The following is a 19,221-nucleotide window of genomic DNA, read 5'->3' as shown; positions in this document are numbered from 1 at the left end:
ACCCGTCAGCTCACCTGCCCGCACGTCGCGCCGAAACGTGCCTGATGGGCGGCGAGTTGGCGAGCGTCGTCCAGCAGGAACGGCAGGTCGGAGCGGACCATGGCCCGAATGGCCAGCAGGGGCACGGGGCTGCGCAGCGGGCGGAAGTCACGGTTCCACAGACCTGGGGCGGCGGGCGGACCGTCGTGGAACTCCCCGACCATCAGGCCCTGTTCGACGAACTCCGTCTTCAGCGCGCGCTGCGCGCCCTCGATCGACCAGGCGAGGTCCTTCCGGGTGAGCGCCGGGAAGAGCACCAGGAGGGCCGCCCTTCGCCGGTCGGCCGCCGGCGACGACCGCCCACCGCCCTCGGTGAACCCGCCGGGCCCGCCCAACCCGCCGCGCCCGGTGAACCAGTCCCGGTACGCCCGCATCACCGTGATCACCTCTCCCACTCCCGACGGCCGGTCCGGCCACACCGCGGCCCGCAGGCCTCGATGGGCCAGCGCGCCGGGCACGTACGGGCAGACAGGGCCGGGCCGCCCGAGTTCGCCGTGCGGGCGGGCCAGGTACTCCCGCACCCACTCCACCACCGTGCGGCAGGCTCCCGGGTGCGCCACCCCCGGCGGCACCGCGTCGAGCGGCCACGGGGCCGGCAGCACTGCCGCCCCATGGCCGTCGCCCGCGCGCCACCGACCTGTCCGATCCGGTGTCGCCGGTCCGGTGAGCATGCTCAGCGCGCCACCGCGAAGTCGGCGATCGGCTCGTCCGTGGCGTAGAAGCGGACAGCGGTCTCCAGCACTTCGTCCACCGAGACCCGTCCGTCACCGTCGATGTCGAGCTGCACCGCCTTGACCCGCGCCCGCTCGGGCGTCGCCCTCATCGCCCGGAGCATGCGCTCCCACTCCTGGACCGTCACCTCGCCGTCGCCGTCGGTGTCCGCGACGTCGATCACGGCGAGGGCCCACGGGCGCACCATGCCCGTGAACCCGCTGCGGTTGTCCAGCAGGTGGTCGCAGGCGGCTTCCACGAACTCGTCCTCGGTGATCCGCCCGTCGCCGTCCGTGTCCGCGATGTCGGCGAAGGACCGCCAGAGGTGCTGCGCGCCCTGGATCAGCGCCTTGCCCTTGGGCGTGGCGGGCGATTCACCGAACTCGGCGAGGATCGACTGGGCGAGCTGCCGGAAGTCCGCCTCGGTCACCACACCGTCCCCGTCACGGTCGAATGTGCCGAAGCGCGAGGCGATCTTCTGTCGGTAGTCGTTGATGCTCACGGGAGATGTCTCCTTCTGCGTTCCGCGTCGCGCGTTGCACTTCCGCGTTCCGCGTTCCGCGTCGACGGGCCGGTCCGGCCGGACCGGCCGAGACAAGCTGTAGCGACGGGCATCCGGAGCGACCACCGGACACGGTCTGCCGAACGTGCCGCCGATTGCAGCAAAACGGCAGGTCAAACCGCCGCCTCCGTTCACCTGGAACACCGGGCCGAACGGTTGAGGCCGTCCCGCGAACGTGCCGTGAGCGTGCCGTGAGCGCCCTGCCGGCGCGGCTCCGCGTCCACCCTCGGATACGACTGCGTCCACGCTGCACATGGACCAAGATTCAATTGTTGAATCTGGTTCTGAAAACGATTGTCATTGTGTTACGGTCCCTTCCGCCCCCCGCTGCTCGTCCCGCCCGGAAGGGTTCCCGTGCGCCTGCCCGCCCGCCTCCTCCACGCCGCCGCCCTGGCCTCCGCGTCCGCCCTGCTCACCGGCTGCTTCACCGCCTCCGAAACGGCCTCCGGCGGGGGCGGCAAGCGCATACGCGTGGCGATGATGAACCCGCCGCGCTCCGGGCTCTCGCCGCTCTCCGACGACGCCTTCAAGCTGTCCCGCTGGTCCACCGCCGAGACCCTCGTCACCCTCGACGCCAACGGCGACCCACGGCCCGCCCTGGCCACCGCCTGGCGGCAGAGCGGCCGGGCCTGGACCTTCACCGTCCGCGACGGCGTCACCTTCCACGACGGCACCCCGCTCACCGCCCAGGCCGTCGCGCACTCCCTCACCAAGGCCGCCACCGCCTCGCCCAAGCCCCGCATCCTCGACGGCGTCACGCTCGGCGTGAAGGCGTCCGGGAAGACCGTCACCGTCACCACCGCCGTCCCCGACCCGCTCGTCCCCCAGCGGCTCAGCTCGCCCCAGTTGTCGATCCTGTCGGCCAAGGCGTACCGCGGGAAGACCGTCAGCCCCGTCGGCACCGGCACCGGCGCCTTCCGGCTCACCCGGGTCAACGGCACCTCGACCGCCGCCCTCGACCGGTACGACGGCTACTGGGGCACGAAGGCCAAGGCGCCCGGCATCGACGTCACCTTCGTCCCGGACGGCACCGCCCGCGCGGCCGCGCTGCGCAGCGGGGAGGCCGACATCGTCGAGGCCGTCCCGGTCTCGCAGGCCGCCCTCCTCGACCAGCAACTGATCACCGAGGTGCCGATGCCTCGCACCAACACCCTCTACCTCAACACCGCCAAGGGCCCCTTCAAGGACGCCGGGCTGCGCGCCGCCGCCCGCGAGGCCATCGACGCCACGGCGATCGTCGAGGGCGTGTACGAGGGGCGGGCCGACGTCGCCAAGGGGCTGCTCGGCCCGGCCCTCCCCTGGGCGGCGGGCCTGCGCTCCGAGCCCAAGCGCGCCAAGGCCGCCGCCCCGGACGACGTGGCCATCACCATCGGCACCTTCACCGACCGTGCCGAACTGCCCGAGGTCGCCCAGGCCCTCCAGCAGCAGCTCCAGAAGGCCGGGTTCAAGGTCAAGCTGGAGGTGCGCGAGTACGCCAACATCGAATCCGACGCGCTGGCGGGCGAGTTCGACGCGTTCATCCTGTCCCGCGCCACCGTCCTCGACTCCGGGGACCCCGCCGCGTACCTCTACAGCGACTTCGCCGCCAAGGGCTCGTTCAACATCTCCCAGCTCGCCGACCCCACCGTCGACAAGGCCCTGGACAAGGCCGCCGCGACGAAGGCCGGTGACGCGCGCCGCCGGGCCGTGATGGCCGCCGAGGCCGCCGTACTGGCCACCGACGCCGCGATCCCGATGCTGCACGAGCGGGTCGTCCAGGGCGACGCGGCCGGTGTCGTGGGCGCCGAGCACGACCCGCGCGAGCGACTGCTCGTCACGCCTGCCACGTACGTCAAGTGAAGGCGGGTGTGAGGCGCGGCGCCGGGCTGGGCGGTGCGCTCGCCGCCGTCCTCGCGGTGGTCGGGCTGCTGCCCTGGCTGTCCGGACGGGACCCGGCGCTCACCGTGCTGCGCGCCCGGTCCGCCGAGCAGGAGGCCACGCCCGAGGCGCTGGACGCCATCCGCGCCGACCTCGGGCTGGACGCCGGGCCCCTGTCGCTGCTGGGCGGTTGGGCCGCCGGGCTGGTCCGGGGCGACCTCGGCACCTCGTGGGTGTCGGGCACCGACGTCCTGCCGTCCGTCGTCGCGGGGCTCCAGGTCTCGCTGGGTCTGATGGGGGCCGCGCTCGCCGTCGCCCTGCTGGTCGCGGTCGCCCTCGCCGCGCCGGTCCTGGTGCGCGGCCGGGGCACCTCCGGGGCGTTCGCGGCGATGCTCGCCGCCATGCCCGAATTCCTGCTGGCCACCGTGGCGCTGATCGTCGCCGGGGTGTGGCTGGGCCGGCTGCCCACGTCCGGCTGGCAGGGGCCCGCGCACCTGGTCCTGCCCGCCGTCGCGCTGGGCGTTCCGGCGGGAGGGCTGCTGGGGCGGCTGGTCGCCGACGCGCTGCCCGGCGTGTACGACGAGCGCTGGGTGGAGCTGTGGCGCGGGGCGGGTGTCTCGCGCGCACGGGTCGCCCTGGCCGCGCTCCGGCGGGTACTGCCGCCGCTGGTGCCGCAGTTCGGCATGGTCGCGGTGGGCCTCACGGGCGGGGCGGTCGCCGTCGAGACGGTGTTCGCGGTGCCCGGCATCGGACGTACGTCGCTGGGCGCGGCCAAGTCCCAGGACCTGCCGCTGCTCCAGGGTTCCGTGCTGGCGCTGCTCGTGCTCGGGCTGGCCGTCGGCGCGCTCGCCGCCCTGGTACGGCGGCGGCTGCTCGGCCCCGGGCTGCGGGACGCGGGCCTGACGCTGCCCGCCGCCCGGCCGGTCCGGGTCGCGCCCGCCCTGCCGGTGCTCCTCGGTGTCGTCCTGGTGGCCGTCATCGGCTGGGGGCTGCTGCGTGACCCGTACACCGTCGACACCGCCGCCCGGCTCGCCCCGCCGTCGCTCGCGCACCCGCTCGGCGCGGACGGCCTCGGGCGTGACGTCCTGGCCCGGCTCGGGCACGGGGCGGCCGCGACGGTCGGCACGGCGGCCGCCGTGTGCGCGCTCAGTTGGGTGCTGGCCGTCGCCCTCGGCTTCGTACCGAACGTGACGTCCGGCCTCTCCGACATCGCCAACGCCCTGCCCCCGATGATCGCCGGCATCCTCGTCGCCGCCGTCCTCGGGCCGGGGACGGGCGGCGCCGCGCTCGCCGTGGCCCTGATCTCCTGGCCGCCGCTCGCCGCCCACGCCGCCGCCCTGGTCCAGGAGGTGCGGGCGTCGGGCTTCCTGCTCGCGCAGAAGGCCATCGGCGCGACGCCCGGCTGGATCCTGTGGCGGCACGTCCTGCCGTCGGTCGCCGCCCCGGTCGCCCGCCACGCGGTGCTGCGCCTGCCGGGCATGGCCCTCGCCCTGGCGTCGCTGGGCTTCCTCGGCCTGGGCGCCCAGCCGCCCGCCCCCGAGTGGGGACTGCTGCTGGACGAGTCCCGCGCCTATGTCGAGCGGGCGCCGTGGGCCGCGCTGGCGCCCGCACTGGCGCTGGCGCTGCTGGCGGGCCTCGCGGTGTCGCTGTCGGCGTACACGAGCCGTACCAGGAGGGTGCCCGTCCATGGCCGCTGAACCACCGCCGCCACTGCTGTCCGTCCGCGACCTGCGCGTCTCCTTCGGGCCCGCCGAGCGGCCCGTCGAGGCGGTGCGCGGGCTGTCCTTCGACGTGTACGACGGTGACGTCCTCGCCCTCGTCGGCGAGTCCGGCGCCGGCAAGTCCCTGACCGCGCGGGCGCTGCTCGGCATGCCGCCGCGCGGGGCGGTGGTGAGCGGCAGCGTCCGGTTGCGCACGGCGGACGGCGGCACCGAGCCGGTAGGCGCGCGCCCCCAGGACCTCTGGGGGCGGCGGGTGGCGCTCGTGCCGCAGGACGCGCTGTCCGCACTGTCGCCCGTGCACCCGGTCGGCGACCAACTGGCCGCCGCCGTGCGCTCCGTGACGGGCATGTCCCGCAAGGACGCCCGCACCAGGGCCGCTGGCGCCCTGGAGCGCGTCGGCATCCCGTCGGCCAGGTCCCGCGCGTACCCGCACGAGCTGTCCGGCGGGATGCGGCAGCGTGCCGTGATCGCCATGGCGATGGTCAACGAGCCGGACCTCGTCGTCGCCGACGAACCGACCACCGCCCTCGACCCCGACCTGCGCGAACAGGTCCTCCACGCCCTCACCGAGCAGCGCGAGGCGACCGGCGCGGCGCTCGTCCTCGTCACCCACGACCTCGACGCGGTCCGCGCCCACGCCGACCGGGTGCTGGTGATGTACGCCGGTGGGCACACCGAATCCGGCCCAGTGGACCGGGTGTTCGCCCGGCCCCGTGCCCCCTACACCGCCGGGCTGCTCGCCGCGCTCACCCCCGTGGAGCGCGGCCGCCGCCTGCCCGCCATCGCCGGTACGCCGCCCACACCCGGAGCGCTGACGCCCGGCTGCGCCTTCGCCCCGCGCTGCCCGCTGGCCGAGGACCGCTGCCGCACCGAACGCCCGCGGCCCCAGCCGGTGGACGGCCGGGAGGGCGTCCACGAGGTCTCCTGCCACCGCTGGGACGACGTACCCGAGTCCGCCGCCGGCCTGTTCGCCATGGAGCACGTATGAGCGACACCCCGGACGCCCCGGAGACCCCGGGCGCCCTGCTGGACGTCCGCGACCTGGTCGTACGGTACGGACCGACGGTCGCCGTCGACCACGTCTCGTTCAATCTGCGCGCCGGGGAGACCCTGGCCCTCGTCGGTCCGTCGGGCTGCGGCAAGTCCTCCACCGCCACGGCCGTGCTCCAGTTGCGGCGCCCGTCCGCCGGTGAGGTGTGGTTCGACGGGCGCGAGCTGACCCGGTTGGCCGAGCGCGAGCTGCGGCCGCTGCGCCCGGCGATGCAGCCGGTGTTCCAGGACCCGTACGGCTCGCTCAGCCCGCGCCGCACCATCCGCGACGCCGTCGCCGAGCCGCTGCGCGTCCAGGGCCGCTGGGACGCCACCACCGGGCCGGCCCGGGTCGCCGAACTGCTCGCCCTCGTCGGCCTCGACGACACCGCGCACGGCGGCCGGCTGCCGCACGAGCTGTCCGGCGGCCAGTGCCAGCGCGCCGGCATCGCCCGCGCCCTGGCGAGCGAGCCGCAACTGCTCGTCCTCGACGAACCGGTCTCCGCACTCGACCCGTCCGTCCGCGCCGGGATCCTCAACCTCCTCTCCGACCTCCAGGAACGCCTCCGGCTCGGCTACCTCTTCATCTGCCACGACATGGCGCTGGTACGGCACTTCGCCGACCGGACCGCCGAGATGCGTGCGGGCCGGATCGAACGGATCACCACCCCATGAGCCCCCTCGCCCGCCTGCTCATCGGCAGCCAGTTCGCGTTCAACGTCGGTTTCTTCGCCGTCCTTCCGTATCTCGCCGGGCACTTGAGCGGCTCCCTCGAGCTGGGTGGCTGGCTGGTCGGCCTGGTGCTGGGCCTGCGCACCTTCAGCCAGCAGGGTCTGTTCGTGGTCGGAGGCGCCCTCACCGACCGGTTCGGCCCGCGCCCGGTGGTCCTGGCCGGGTGTGCGCTGCGCGTGGCCGGGTTCCTCTGGCTGGCGGTCGCGGGGTCGGTGTGGACGGTGACCGGTGCGGTGCTGCTCGTGGGTTTCGCCGCCGCGCTGTTCTCGCCCGCCGTGGAGTCGGAGATCGCGCGGGAGGCGGTACGCCACGAGGCGGCGACCGGGACCCCGCGCACCCGCCTGCTCGCCCGCTTCGCGGCCGGCGGCCAGGCGGGCGCGCTGATCGGCCCGGTACTGGGCGTCCTGCTGCTGTACGGGGGGTTCGGCGCGGCCTGCGTGGCGGGGGCGGCGGTCTTCGCCCTCGTCCTGGCGGGCCACTGGCGGCTGATGCCGCGCCGCGAGCCGGCCGGCGCGGCCCACCGGTCCGCCTCGGTGAAGCCCGCCGTACGGGAACTGCTCCGCCACCGCCGCTTCCTCGCCCTCACTTTCGCGTACTCCTCCTATCTGCTGGCCTACAACCAGCTCTATCTGGCGCTGCCCGCCGAGCTGGAGCGGGCGACGGGGTCGCAGGCCGCGCTCGGCTGGCTGTTCGCGCTGTCGTCGGTGCTCGTGGTGGCGGGCCAGTTGCCGCTGGAACGGTGGGCGGCGGCCCGACTGTCGTGGGGCGCCTCGGTCCGTACGGGACTGCTGCTGATCGCCGTCTCGTTCGGGGCGGCCGGGGCGCTGCTTCCCGTGGGCGGCCTGTGGCCGTCGTCGGCGTTCGTGGTGCTGCTGACGGCCGGCCAGATGCTGGTGGTGCCAGCCACGCGTGCGTGGCTGCCGGATCTGGTGGACGAGCGGCGACTCGGCCTGTACACCGGCGCGTTGTCGTCCCTGTCGGGTGTGGTGGTGCTGGCGGGCGGCGCCCCGGCAGGGGCCCTGGTGGAGGCGGGCGGAGGCTGGGCCTGGGCGGCCCTGGCTGCGGTGCCGCTGGCGGGGCTCGCGCTGGTGCCGCGCCGGCCGCGCGGTGCGGGGGCCGTCAGGTCCCGGGCTGCCTGGGCCGAGAGCGGTGATGGCCCCCGCCGGGCAGAGCCCCGCGGCCTGACGGGCGGCGGTGGTGGCCGGCCCGGCCGGCGGTCGGGCGTCCAGCAGCCGGACCCGGCCGTCCTCATCGTCCTGGTCGAACACGTCCGGGGCGGTCAGGGCGCACATACCGGAGCCGATGCAGTGTTCCCGGTCGACGCGCAGTCTCAGCACGGCTGGGCCTCCTGGTCCCAGGTGACGGGCAGCCGGTGCACGCCGTAGATGTTCATGCTCGTGCGCAGCGGCACTTCCTCGGGCGGCACGGCCAGCCGCAGCGTCGGGAACCGGGTGAACAGCGCCGGGAAGGCGACCCGCATTTCGACGCGGGCCAGTTGCTGGCCCAGGCACTGGTGGATGCCGTGGCCGAAGGCCAGGTGTCCGGTGGCCTTCCGGTGCAGGTCGAGGGTGTCGGGGTCGGGAAACCGGGCCGGGTCGCGGTTGGCGGCCTGGAGGGAGACGGTGACCGTTTCCCCGGCCTTGATCAGCTCGCCGTCCAGTTCGACGTCCTCCAGCGCCACCCGTGCGCCGGTGTGGGCGATGGTCAGGTAGCGGAGCAGCTCCTCGACCGCCTGGTCGGCGAGGCCCGGGTCGGCGCGCAGGGCGGCGGCCTGGTCGGGGTTGCTCAGCAGGGCGAAGGTGCCGAGCCCGATCATGTTGGCCGTGGTGTCGAGCCCGGCGGCGAGGAGGAAGCTGCCGACACCGGCCAGTTCGGCGTCGGTGAGGTCGCTGCCGGTCAGGTCGCTGAGCAGGTCGTCCGTCGGGTGGGCCCGCTTGGCCAGGGCCAGTTCGTGGACGAACTCCCCGAGCCCGGTCATGGCGGCGATCTGTTCCTCCAGGCTCGCCTCCGGGTCGGACATCGAGGCGGCGCGGCTCTTGAAGACCTCACGGTCGGCCTCCGGTACGCCGAGCAGGTCGCAGATCATCAGGGCGGGGACGGGGTGGGCGTAGGCCTCCACCAGGTCCACGGCCGGTCCGTGGCGCTCCATGGCGTCGAGGTGCTCGGCGGTGATCTGCTCGACGCGGGCGGTCAGTTCGCGCATCCGGCGTACGGTGAACTTGCCGGCGAGCAGCCGCCGGTAGCGGGTGTGCTCGGGGGCGTCCATGCCGGTCATGTCGCCGACCGGGGCCGGTGGCAGGGGGCCCTCGGGGCCGCCGGGGAAGGGGTAGTGCATCAGCTCCAGCCGCGAGCTGAAGCGGGGGTCGGCCGCTATCGCACGGGCCGTGGCGTGGCCGGTGGCCAGCCAGCCGATGTGACCGTCCGGGTAGCTCAGGCGGGTCAGCGGCTTCTGTTCGCGCAGCCGGGCGAGGCCGGTGGGCGGGTCGAAGGGGCAGCCTTCGGGCCGGTCGACCGGTAAGCGGGTGGGTTCCTGGTGCATGGTGTGTCCTCCGGTGTCGGGTGGGAGTGTCGGTGGGTGGCGGGTGACCGGATGTGTGCTCAGCGGACGGTGCCGCGGTTGAAGACGGACCGCGCCCACAGGTAGCCGACCAGGCCGAGGCCGACGCACCAGGCGAGGGCGACGAGCCCGCTGTTGCCTATCCCGGTGCCCATGAGCAGGCCCCGGAGCGTCTCGATGACCGGGGTGAAGGGCTGGTACTCGGCGAACCAGCGCAGCCCGGTGGGCATGGAGTCCGGCGGGACGATGGCGCTGCCGAGGAAGGGCAGGAACGTCATCGGCAGCGGGATGTTGCTGGCCGTCTCGGGCGTCTTGGTGACCAGGCCGATGCCGGCGGACAGCCAGGTCAGCGCGAGGACGAGCAGGGTGAGGACACCGGCGGCGGCGACCCACTCGACCGGGGTCGCGTTCGGCCGGAAGCCCATGAGCAGGGCGGCGCCGACGACGAGGGTGATGCTGATCAGCGTCTGGATGACGCTTCCGACGACATGTCCGGTGAGGAACGACGCGCGGGAGATCGCCATCGTCCGGAAGCGGTTGACGATGCCCTCCGTCATGTCGACGCACACGGCGACCGCGGTGGCCACGGCCCCGGAGGTCGCCGCCATCAGGATGATGCCGGGGGCGACGTAGTCGATGTAGTCGGTGCTGCCGGCGGCGGTGGGGCCGATGCCCGTGCCCAGGGCGCCGCCGAACACGTAGTTGAAGAGCAGCAGCATCAGGACGGGCATCGCGACGACCGAGACGGTCATGGAGGGGTAGCGCAGCGCGTGCTTGAGATTGCGCCGCAGCATGGTCCTGGCGTCGCGGGCGGCATAGGACAGGGTGGTCATCGGGCGCTCCCGGTGAGGGTGAGGAAGACGTCGTCGAGGTCGGGTGTGTGCACGGTGAGCGCGTCGGCCTCGATCGACGCGCCGTCGAGGACGTCGAGGACGGCGCGGATCGTGGGCACGCCGCCGTCGCCCGGGATGTGCAGGGTCAGTGCCTCGTCGTCGCGCTTGGTGGCGGGGAACAGGGCGGCGGCCGACGTGAGCCGGTCGGCGTCGGCGAACCGGAGGCGGATGTGGCCGCCCGGGATGCGGCGCTTCAGCTCTTCCGCCGTGCCCTCGGCGACGATGTGCCCGCCGTCCAGGACGGCGATGCGGTCGGCGAGCTGGTCGGCCTCCTCCAGGTACTGCGTCGTCAGGAAGATGGTGACGCCCTCGTCGGCGACCAGGCCGCGGATGATGTCCCACATGGTGCGGCGGCTGCGCGGATCGAGCCCGGTGGTCGGCTCGTCGAGGAAGATGACGCGCGGATCGCCGACCAGGGTCATGGCGAGGTCGAGCTTGCGCCGCATGCCGCCCGAGAAGGTGACGACGGGTTTGGCGGCCGCCTCGCTCAGCTCGAACCGCCGCAGCAGTTCGGCGGCGCGGCGACGGCCTTCGCGGCGGGGCAGGTGGTGCAGGTCGGCCATGAGGAGCAGGTTCTCCTCGGCGGTGAGCAGGTTGTCGACGGCCGAGAACTGGCCGGTGACGCCGATCGCCCGGCGTACGGCGTCCGCCTCGCGGACCAGGTCGTGGCCCGCGACCCGGACCTGGCCGGCATCGGCGGGGATGAGCGTGGAGAGGATCTGCACGGTGGTGGTCTTGCCGGCGCCGTTGGGCCCGAGGAGCGCGAAGACCGTGCCTTCGGGGATACGGAGGCCGATGCCGTCGAGCACCACCTTGTCGCCGTAGGACTTGGCCAGCCCCTCGGCGGCGATCGCCGCCCGGGGAGCGGTCGCGGTGGGCCCGGCCGTGTGCGCGGACGCGGACCCGGAAGTGGTGGATCCGGATGTGGACATGGTCATGACGTCCCTGTCTCGTGGTGGGTGGGCGTCGGGGCGGTCAGGGGCGGCGGATGATGATCTCGCCGACCCCGGCGCGGGCGCGCACCTCGACGGTGTCGGTGGCGTCGCCGGGGCCTTCGGCCGGTCCGAGGGCGTTGTGCACGCTGCCGAAACGGGTGCTGACGTCGAGCCAGGCCGCGGTGGACTCGGGGATGCCGACCTCCAGGTCACCGGTGGCGGCCTGGAGCACGACCTGTCCGCGCGCCACCTGGCCGATCCGGATGCCGCCGTTGGCCGACTTGGCCTCGACGCCGGCGTGCGCGACGCCCACGGAGATACGGCCGTTGGAGGAGTTGGCCCGCAGGTCACCGGTGACCTCACCGACCACGGTCTCGCCGTTCCCGTTCCGTACCGTCGCCGTGCCCGCGACCTCGCCGATGTCGACCCGACCCGCCCCGGCGACCTCGGCGTTGCCGGCCGCGCGGTCCAGGCGGATGTCGCCGTGGCCGGTCTTCAGGTTCACCGCCGCTGCCTCCGCCACCTGGATGTCGCCGTAGGAGGTCTTGAGCCGGCAGTCGCCGAGGCGGCCCTCGCAGGTGAAGTCCGCCATCGGCGCGGTGCCCTCGACGTCGGAGCCGGCCGGCAGTTCGACGCGCACGTCGACCGACCCGCTCTTGCCGAACAGGGAGCGCTTCTTGGGCCCCTTGATCACCAACGTGCCGTTGGAGTACGTCACCTTGGTCTGCTCCGCCGCCCGTACGTCGGCTTCCTCGGAACCGTTGGTCGGCAGCACCTCGACGACCGTGTCCGTGCGCTTGCCCGCCGTGATCCGGGCGAGGCCGATGTCGAACTCAAGGGTGACGGAGATCGGTTCGGGCGTGTCGAAAAAAGGCATGGCTGTCCCGTCCTCGTGACTGTGGTGGGTGTTCTCGCTGGTGAAACGCCCGGAGCGGATTGGAGCGGCCGGCCCGGACTGGAGCCGCCGGAGCGGATGCGGGAGGGCTAGCGGACCCAGCCCGTGAAGCCCTGCTGGCCCCGGTGACGGCTGCGGCCGGCGCCGCGATCGGACGCGCCGGGTTCCAGGGCGGAGGCGACGGCCCGTACCAGCCAGGCGTTGACCGACAGGCCCTCCTGGCCGGCGGCGTCCTCGACCCGGGACTTGAGGTGGGCCGGCAGCCGGAAGTTGATCCGTGCCGTCCCGCCCTCGGCGCCCTCCGCCGGGACCGCGCCCACCGGCGGCTCGGCCGGCGGAACGGTGGCGGACGGGACCGTGACGGGCGGGCCGTGGTGCCCCGGGGCGTCCTCGTACGAGACCTGCACCGGGGGCGGCGTCACCACGAACTCGGGGTCCAGGCCGCGCAGCCGTACGTCGACCGAGCCCGGCGCGAGGTCCTGGGTGACCTCGTCCATGGCGGCGGACAGGGCGTTCAGCAGGGCGAGCCTGGCGGCCGATTCCAGGGGCGCGGTGAGCCGCTCGGCCAGGGCACGGGCGTCGTCGCCACCCGCGTCCGCGGCGACCGCGAGCTCGTGCCGGAGATGTTCGACGTAGGGCGTGAGGTCCATAACGCCATAGTGGCACCACGATGGCGCCACCGCAACCCTTGATGGCACATTAGTGGTGCCTAGTTGGCACATCATGGCGCCATCGCGCCACCATTAGGTGCCACAGCGGGCCGGAGCCGTGCCTTAGGGGCGCGTGGCGGCGTTGTCCGGGTACGGCAAACCGACCCGGACAACCGATCGGAAAGAAGCTCATGACCAGGACCCGCCGCGTCACCGCCCGTATCGTCGCCACCACCGCCGCCACCGCCACCCTCGCCCTCGGCGGGGCCGCCACCGCCCAGGCGGCCGCCGCCGACCCCCTGAGCGGCCTCACCGGCAGCCTCGGCGGCGGCCTCCTCGACAGCGCGTCCGGCCCCCTCGGCAGCGTGACCGCCCCGCTCGGCAGCGCCACCCAGCTCGCCTCCGCCGGCGGCCTCTCCGGCGCCACCCAGCTCGCCCAGGGGCTGCTCGGCCCGCTCACCGCGCTGAAGTAGCTGACGTAGTTGACGTAGCCGAACGGCACCTCCGCACCAGCACACACAGCGCGGGGCCGCGACCGGGAAGGATCACCGGTCGCGGCCCCGCACGCATGCAGGGAACACACTCGCGGCCGTCCGTCCGTCCACAGGCTGTGGACGAGAAACGCCCCGGCGCCCAGCCCGCCCGGCGCGCTCAGCCGCCGCGCGGCGCGTACATGATGACCGCCATGCCGACCAGGCAGACGAGCGCGCCGATGACGTCGAACCGGTCGGGCCGGTAGCCGTCGGCGACCATGCCCCAGGCGATGGACCCGGCGACGAACACCCCGCCGTAGGCGGCCAGGACGCGCCCGAAGTTCTCGTCGCTCTGGAAGGTGGCCACCGCCCCGTACAGGCCCAGGGCGATCACCCCCGCCCCGATCCAGATCCAGCCCCGGTGTTCACGGATGCCCTGCCACACCAGCCAGGCCCCTCCGATCTCGAAGAGCGCGGCGACGGCGAACAGGGCGACGGAGCGGGCGACGAGCACGGCGGCGGGGTCCTTCCAGTGGGCTTGCGCATAGGTGTACGGCCATAGGTACGGGACGTTCGGACAGATGCCAGTCCAGCATCCCGTCGCCCGTCCGCCGACCGACGTCCTCCTCGCCGCGCCCACCACACCGAACCCGCCAATCTGGCGCGCCCCAGGCAACGCGCAGCGCTTCCACGCCCTCTTGCGACTCGGCAACCCAATCCCCCACGAAGGGACGCATGGTGGTTACGAGCAACGCGAGACGAGCGGGCCTGGCACTCACGGCGTCAGTCGCCGTACTGGTCCCGGCGGCACCCGCCCTAGCCGCCCCGGCCGCACCGCCCCCCGTCGACCTCCGGGCGGACGTGAACCGTGACGGGCGGGTCGACGTCACCGGTGCGACGGACACCGCCGGGGAGGACTCCTGGACCGCGGCCCGGGGCGCGGTGTTCCTGCCCAACATCGACGACGACACCAAGCGGTGCCCGACCGCCGGCCCCGGCGGCAAGCCGCTGTCCGACGCCAAACTCGCCGCCTGCAACGACGCATCCGACGCCGTCGTCAACGGCAGCGCCGACCTCGCCGACCTGGCCCGCGTCCGCGCCGTACCGATGACGAACCTCCCCGCCACGGCGACCGGCGCCGTGAGCGTCCCGGCCGGCGGCAAGCACACGCGCGTGTTCGTCAAGCGCGCCACCGGCTGGGCCCACGTCACGGGCAAGACCCGCCTGACCGCCGCCGAGCTGCGCGCCGGGGTCGAGTTCGGCGTCGAGAGCACCGACATCGTCCGCGACAGCAAGGTCTGGGACGGGCGCGGCGTCATCCGCCTCACCGTGACCACGCCCGGCAGGCCGGCCGTCACGGACGACATCACCCTCCGCGTCGCGCCGCTGCTGACCCACCACCACCTACAGAAGGCCCAGCAGGTGCTGGTCACCAAGGTGCCCGGCAAGGACGACTTCGCGCGCAGTCAGCAGGCGTTCGTGAACGGCCTGGCCAAGGAGGTGAAGTCGGCCGGCATCGACAAGCCGCTCATCACCTTCGACAAGTACCAGGACATATGGGCGCAGGACTTCGTCGAACCCGGATACGTGAGCATGACCGGCGCCGACGGGCGCCGCCAGGTCATCCGCGTGATGCTGCGCTCGGCGCAGCCCGACCGCGAGGCGGGCCGCGAGCTGTTCGAGAAGATACGCGGCAACGGCGTGGGCGTCGTCCAGGTCTCCGGGGTCCGCGACTCGGAGGAGTGGACCCTCAACTCGATGGGGAACCTGGAGACCATTCCCCCGTACGCGCACGGCGGCAGGTCCTTCCCGGCCGGGCGCATCATCATGGGCGAACGCAAGGACAACGGCTCCAAGCCCGCGCAAGTGATGCGCACGATGCTCGCGTCCCAGGGCTTCCAGGACCCGCTGTTCCTCGACACCTCCTGGCTGCACGTGGGCCATGTGGACGAGTTCGTCCAGTTCCTCCCGGCGCCGGGCACCCCGCGCGGCTGGAAGATCGGCATCGCCGACCCCGAGGCGGGGCTGAAGCTGCTGCGTGACGCGCAGAAGGCCGGGCACGGCAAGACGCGCATGTTCTCCGTGCCGGACACCCAGGAGCGGCTCGCCCCGAAGGAGACCATCGACCAGGCCCTCGCCTCCAAGGAGCTCGTCGCCGACAACACCCTGGCCGCCCAGCGGATCAGGGCCAACCTGGCGGTGCTCCAGCGCGAGACGGGCGTGACGGACGCCGAGGTCGTGCGCGTACCGGCGCTGTACACGCGCGGTACGGAGCAGGTGGGCGAGCGCGGCGACCGCATGCCGCGCCTGTCGCGGCTGGGCGCCGGTGAGGTGCCGAAGGCGGTCAGCGAGTACGGCCAGCAGAAGGAGCTGGCCCGGGACGAGGCCCGGCGCGACGGCCGGGCGGCGGGTCCCGGCACCGTCATGACCAGCGCGTACGTCCCCGGCGCCGTCAACGGCATCCTGCTGGGCGGCGACCGGTACCTGGCCCCGCGCCAGTGGGGGCCGGTGATCGGCGGCAAGGACATCTTCACCACCGCCGTGACCGCCGCCTACACGGGCGCCGGGCTGAAGGTGTCGTACATCGACGACTGGTACACCTACCACCTCGGCATGGGCGAGGTGCACTGCGGCACCAACACCCTGCGGGACGCCTCCGCCGCGTGGTGGAAGCGGTAGACAGCGGGGAGCATGGGTGATGTGCCCATGCATGTCGGAACCTCGGGGTGGCAGTACGCGGACTGGCGCGGCGTGCTCTATCCGGCCGGAGTCCCGCAACGGCTCTGGCTGGAGGAGTACGCCCGCCACTTCGCGACCGTGGAGAACAACAACGCCTTCTACCGGCTGCCCACCACGGAGGTCTTCACCGCCTGGCGCGAGCGGACCCCCGAGGGGTTCGTCATGGCGGTGAAGGCCAGCCGCTACCTGACCCACATCAAGCGGCTGCGCGACCCCGAGGAGCCCGTGGAGCGGCTGATGGGCCGTGCGGAGGGCCTCGGCGACCGGCTGGGGCCCGTCCTGGTCCAACTGCCGCCGAACCTCCGCGAGGACACCGCCCTGCTGGACGCCTGCCTGCGCCGCTTCCCCGGCACGGTCCGGGTGGCCGTCGAGCCGCGCCACCCGTCGTGGTGGGAGGCGGAGCGGGAGCTGCGGACGGTGCTGGAGCGGTACGGCGCCGCCCTGTGCTGGGCGGACCGGGGCTCACGGCCGGTGACCCCGCTGTGGCGCACGGCGCCCTGGGGGTACGTCCGCTTCCACGCCGGTGCCGCCCGGCCGTGGCCGCGCTACGGGCGCCAGGCCCTGGCGTCCTGGGCGGGGCGCATCGCCGCCGCCTGGGCGGACGAGGACGACGTCCACGTGTACTTCAACAACGACCCGGGCGGTGCCGCCGTCCGGGACGCCGCGCTGTTCGGACGGACGGCCGCCGCGCTGGGCAGGACGGTGACGCGTACGCCCGCCCGGCTCAACGGCCCGGCGCCGGAGTGACGTTCAGCAGATCCAGCGCCTGCTCCCAGGGGAAGCCGCCGGCTGCGAGGTGGTCCGGGTCGTGGGTGCCGACGCGGACGCCCATCTCGCGCAGCGCGTCCAGGCTGCGCCGGTAGGCGGGGTGGGCGGCCTGGGCGGTGCTCAGGCAGGGCAGGGCGGCGGTGGGTACGCCGTTGCCGTACGCCTCGCAGAGGATGCCCAGGGCGAGGGTGTCGGATATTCCGGCCGCCCATTTGTTGATCGTGTTGAAGGTGGCCGGGGCGACCGCGATGGCGTCCGGGTCGGGCAGCGGGCGCGGGTCGCCGGGGCGGCGCCAGGCCGAGCGGATGGGGTAGCCGGTCTGCGCTTCGACGGCCGGGGCGTCGATGAAGCCGAGGGCGTGCGGGGTGGCGACGACCCCGACGTCCCACTGACGTTCCTGGGCGGCGGTGATGAGCGTGCCGACGTCGCCTGCGACTCCGGCCGCGCAGACGACGACGTACAGGAAGGGCCTGGGCAGTTGGTGGGGCACGTACGGTCTCCGCTCGGTGAGGATGTGCGTGGTGTACGTCGATGGTGGCGCAGTGCGTTCGCCGCGCGGTAGGTACCCTGAGCCCGTCGCGGAGTCCCCCATCACCGCACCCGCGCGGTGCAGTTGTTCCGCCGGCGTCGGTTGACGGATCGATCGGAATCAGGCAGGTGCACAGGGTGCTGGTGGCGGATCGGTACCGGTTGGAGTCGCCCATCGGCCGCGGCGCGATGGGCGAGGTCTGGCGCGCCACGGACGAGGTGCTGGGCCGGCCGGTGGCCATGAAGCTGCTGCTCGGGGACGACTCGGACGCGCAAACGGCGGCCCGGTTCCGGCTGGAGGGGCAGACGGCGGCCCGGCTGAGCCACCCGCATGTGGTGGCGGTCTTCGACTTCGGGGCATGGGAGGGCCGTTTCTACCTGGTCATGGAGCTGGTGGAGGGCCGCAGCCTGGCGCAGGAGCTGGCGGCCGCCGGTTCGCTGACGGCGCCTCGGGTGGCCGCGGTCGCCACGCAGACGGCGGCGGGGCTGGCGTCGGCGCACCGGCAGGGCATCGTGCACCGGGACATCAAGCCCGGGAACCTGATGTCGGACGCGGACGGGACGGTGAAGCTCGGGGACTTCGGGATCGCCCGGTTCGTGGACGATCCGGCGGCCGCGCTCACCCAGGCCGGCCAGATCGTGGGCACCAGCCTGTACCTGGCGCCGGAGCGGGCGCTGGGGCAGCCGGCCGGTCCGGCGTCGGACGTGTACTCGCTCGGGTGCGTGCTGTACCAGCTCCTGACGGGGCGTCCGCCGTTCCACGCCGACACCGCGACGGCGATCCTGTACCAGCACATCGACACCGCGCCGGTGCCGCCGCAGCGGCTCGGGGTGGACGTGCCGCCCGCGTTCGAGAACTACCTGCTCGGGATGCTCGCCAAGCAACCGGAGGAGCGGCCCACCGCCCACGAGGTCGCCGACTGGTTCGCCTCGGGCGCCTGGCAGGGGCGTGCGCAGTCGCTCCCGGACCCGAACCCGAGCCCGAACCATGCGCGGGCCGCCGCGCCCGGGCCCGTACCACCCGTGGCGCCGGTACCTCCCGCGCCCGCGCCCGCGCCCGCCCGGCCCGGCGGACCGCTCCCGACGCCCGCTCCGGCGCCCTCGGAGGGCGGTACGGCGACCACGTACATGCTGCCGAACGCCCCGCGCCAGGGGCGGGGACGGCGTGCCGCGCCCGCTCAGCACGGCACCCTCAGCGACGCCCGGGCGTTCGTCAGGCGGCGGCCACGGGTGGCGAGCGTCATCGCCGGGACCGTGGCGTTCTTCGCCGCCGTGCTCATCGGCATGGCGGTGTTCTCGCCCGACACGACGTCGACGGAGACGCCCCAGGTGGAGATCGGGGCGACGCCGGACACGCTGAGCGGGGACAGCGGCAACTGAACGCTCAGGCCTCGCCGTAGGCGAGCTGTTCGTCCCGGTCGCCGCCCCGGCCCTCCGGGGTGAGGTCGAACATGTTCCAGACCGGCTCCAGCGTGCCCAGGTGGCGGGGGTCCTGTCCGGGGTCCATGGGCGCGTAGAGCAGCTCCGAGCCCCAGAAGTGGCGGATGCGGTTGCCCTCGCGGTGGAAGACGTTCAGCATCGGCTCCGCCGCGCCGTCCGCCGCCTCGGCGAGGTAGTCGCGGCTGTAGCGGTTCCCCGCCGTGGACAGCAGCCGCAACTGCCGCCAGCCGCGCTCCTCGGCGAAGGTGAGGAGGCGTTCCAGTGGCGCCCTGGCCACCACCGCGAAGTTGAGGTACGGGGCGAGGTGCCGGACGGCGCCGTCGAGCTGGTCGAGGAAGGCGGTGCACGACGGGCACGGCCCTTCCGCGAGCGGCAGTTCGGCGGTGCGGCCGGTCCTCGGGCCGGGCCGGTCGTCGTGCGGGTGGCGCGGGAACATGAAGCTGTAGAGCACCAGCGAGTCCCGGCCGGGCGCGAACAGCTCGGAGAGCCGTACGTCGGCCGGGGCGCCGTCGGGGCCCGCGCCCCGGAAGACGTAGTCCTCCGGCACCTCGCCGCCGGGCGGCAGGGCGCGCCGCGCGGCGGCCACCGCCTCCATGGCGCGGCGCAGCTCGATCTCCTGGGTCAGGAGCCGGTCGCGGGCTGCCCGGTACTCCGGGGTCTCGCCGGGGAAGCTGATCCGCACGGCAGGCCCC

At 73.9% G+C, this 19,221-nt stretch carries 18 protein-coding genes and 2 pseudogenes; 9 read left to right on the top strand and 11 right to left on the bottom strand.

The genetic code is table 11. From position 1 onward, the window contains the following. Positions 1–5: 5 nt before the first annotated feature. Both AB0J57_RS13305 and AB0J57_RS13300 read right to left on the bottom strand, forming a co-directional pair. Positions 6–641, bottom strand: coding sequence for a DUF6875 domain-containing protein (locus AB0J57_RS13305; RefSeq protein ID WP_366128183.1), 636 nt, complete (start codon positions 639–641; stop codon positions 6–8). A 71-nt stretch (positions 642–712) separates the two neighbouring features. After that, positions 713–1,252, bottom strand: coding sequence for an EF-hand domain-containing protein (locus tag AB0J57_RS13300; RefSeq protein ID WP_366128182.1), 540 nt, complete (start codon positions 1,250–1,252; stop codon positions 713–715). Between the two features lie 414 nt (positions 1,253–1,666). Between AB0J57_RS13300 and AB0J57_RS13295 the strand changes: the two genes are divergently transcribed. The 5 genes and pseudogenes from AB0J57_RS13295 to AB0J57_RS13275 all read left to right on the top strand — a co-directional run. Then, positions 1,667–3,151: an ABC transporter substrate-binding protein gene (locus AB0J57_RS13295; RefSeq protein ID WP_366128181.1), complete on the top strand. Its 1,485-nt coding sequence runs from the start codon at positions 1,667–1,669 to the stop codon at positions 3,149–3,151. 8 nt (positions 3,152–3,159) lie between these two features. Next, positions 3,160–4,866, top strand: a complete 1,707-nt coding sequence (locus AB0J57_RS13290) for an ABC transporter permease subunit (protein ID WP_366128180.1) — start codon at positions 3,160–3,162, stop codon at positions 4,864–4,866. Continuing rightward, complete coding sequence (locus AB0J57_RS13285; RefSeq protein ID WP_366128179.1) at positions 4,856–5,878, top strand: ABC transporter ATP-binding protein; 1,023 nt, start codon at positions 4,856–4,858, stop codon at positions 5,876–5,878. Before AB0J57_RS13290 ends, AB0J57_RS13285 begins: the two co-directional genes overlap by 11 nt. After that, a complete protein-coding gene (locus tag AB0J57_RS13280) occupies positions 5,875–6,594 on the top strand; it encodes a dipeptide/oligopeptide/nickel ABC transporter ATP-binding protein (protein WP_366128178.1) in 720 nt (239 codons plus the stop codon). Before AB0J57_RS13285 ends, AB0J57_RS13280 begins: the two co-directional genes overlap by 4 nt. After that, positions 6,591–7,739 (top strand): annotated as a pseudogene (locus AB0J57_RS13275) (MFS transporter); the annotation flags it as partial. The gene AB0J57_RS13280 and the pseudogene AB0J57_RS13275, both read left to right, overlap by 4 nt. 120 nt (positions 7,740–7,859) lie before the next feature. Here AB0J57_RS13275 and AB0J57_RS13270 read toward each other — a convergent pair. From AB0J57_RS13270 to AB0J57_RS13245, 6 genes and pseudogenes are all read right to left on the bottom strand, one after another. Further along, positions 7,860–7,943 (bottom strand): annotated as a pseudogene (locus tag AB0J57_RS13270) (ferredoxin); the annotation flags it as partial. A 38-nt stretch (positions 7,944–7,981) separates the two neighbouring features. Next, entirely contained in the window at positions 7,982–9,190 is a 1,209-nt protein-coding gene (locus tag AB0J57_RS13265) for a cytochrome P450 (RefSeq protein ID WP_366128176.1), read from the bottom strand. Between the two features lie 59 nt (positions 9,191–9,249). Next, positions 9,250–10,041: an ABC transporter permease gene (locus AB0J57_RS13260; RefSeq protein WP_366128175.1), complete on the bottom strand. Its 792-nt coding sequence runs from the start codon at positions 10,039–10,041 to the stop codon at positions 9,250–9,252. Next, positions 10,038–11,033, bottom strand: coding sequence for an ATP-binding cassette domain-containing protein (locus AB0J57_RS13255; protein WP_366128174.1), 996 nt, complete (start codon positions 11,031–11,033; stop codon positions 10,038–10,040). Before AB0J57_RS13255 ends, AB0J57_RS13260 begins: the two co-directional genes overlap by 4 nt. Before the next feature lie 43 nt (positions 11,034–11,076). Beyond that, positions 11,077–11,913 carry a DUF4097 family beta strand repeat-containing protein gene (locus tag AB0J57_RS13250; RefSeq protein WP_366128173.1) on the bottom strand — a complete coding sequence of 279 codons (837 nt, stop codon included), beginning with the start codon at positions 11,911–11,913 and terminating at the stop codon, positions 11,077–11,079. Between the two features lie 107 nt (positions 11,914–12,020). Continuing rightward, the gene (locus tag AB0J57_RS13245) at positions 12,021–12,581 is read right to left on the bottom strand and encodes a hypothetical protein (protein ID WP_366128172.1); all 561 of its coding nucleotides are present in this window, start codon (positions 12,579–12,581) and stop codon (positions 12,021–12,023) included. A gap of 191 nt (positions 12,582–12,772) precedes the next feature. Here AB0J57_RS13245 and AB0J57_RS13240 point away from each other — a divergent pair, with 191 nt between their 5' ends. Then, on the top strand, positions 12,773–13,054 hold the full coding sequence (locus tag AB0J57_RS13240; RefSeq protein WP_366128171.1) for a hypothetical protein: 282 nt from the start codon (positions 12,773–12,775) through the stop codon (positions 13,052–13,054). A gap of 178 nt (positions 13,055–13,232) precedes the next feature. Here AB0J57_RS13240 and AB0J57_RS13235 read toward each other — a convergent pair whose 3' ends face one another. Next, the gene (locus AB0J57_RS13235; RefSeq protein ID WP_366128170.1) at positions 13,233–13,568 is read right to left on the bottom strand and encodes a YnfA family protein; all 336 of its coding nucleotides are present in this window, start codon (positions 13,566–13,568) and stop codon (positions 13,233–13,235) included. Between the two features lie 221 nt (positions 13,569–13,789). Here AB0J57_RS13235 and AB0J57_RS13230 point away from each other — a divergent pair, with 221 nt between their 5' ends. Both AB0J57_RS13230 and AB0J57_RS13225 read left to right on the top strand, forming a co-directional pair. After that, positions 13,790–15,733, top strand: coding sequence for a protein-arginine deiminase domain-containing protein (locus AB0J57_RS13230; RefSeq protein ID WP_366128169.1), 1,944 nt, complete (start codon positions 13,790–13,792; stop codon positions 15,731–15,733). Between the two features lie 21 nt (positions 15,734–15,754). Continuing rightward, positions 15,755–16,540, top strand: coding sequence for a DUF72 domain-containing protein (locus tag AB0J57_RS13225; RefSeq protein ID WP_366128168.1), 786 nt, complete (start codon positions 15,755–15,757; stop codon positions 16,538–16,540). Here AB0J57_RS13225 and AB0J57_RS13220 read toward each other — a convergent pair. Beyond that, on the bottom strand, positions 16,518–17,051 hold the full coding sequence (locus AB0J57_RS13220) for a flavoprotein (RefSeq protein ID WP_366128167.1): 534 nt from the start codon (positions 17,049–17,051) through the stop codon (positions 16,518–16,520). The two genes, AB0J57_RS13225 and AB0J57_RS13220, sit on opposite strands and share 23 nt — an antisense overlap. Before the next feature lie 176 nt (positions 17,052–17,227). Between AB0J57_RS13220 and AB0J57_RS13215 the strand changes: the two genes are divergently transcribed. After that, positions 17,228–18,469, top strand: a complete 1,242-nt coding sequence (locus AB0J57_RS13215; RefSeq protein WP_366128166.1) for a serine/threonine-protein kinase — start codon at positions 17,228–17,230, stop codon at positions 18,467–18,469. Between the two features lie 4 nt (positions 18,470–18,473). On the opposite strand, the gene AB0J57_RS13210 is transcribed toward AB0J57_RS13215, so the two are convergent. Continuing rightward, a complete protein-coding gene (locus AB0J57_RS13210) occupies positions 18,474–19,211 on the bottom strand; it encodes a DUF899 family protein (protein WP_366128165.1) in 738 nt (245 codons plus the stop codon). Between the last annotated feature and the right edge of the window lie 10 nt (positions 19,212–19,221).

The sequence above is a fragment of the Streptomyces sp. NPDC049837 genome (genome assembly GCF_040674455.1).
Lineage (GTDB): Bacteria > Actinomycetota > Actinomycetes > Streptomycetales > Streptomycetaceae > Streptomyces.
Note: the sequence above shows the minus strand (reverse complement) of the source record. Positions and strands in the feature narration are given on the sequence as shown.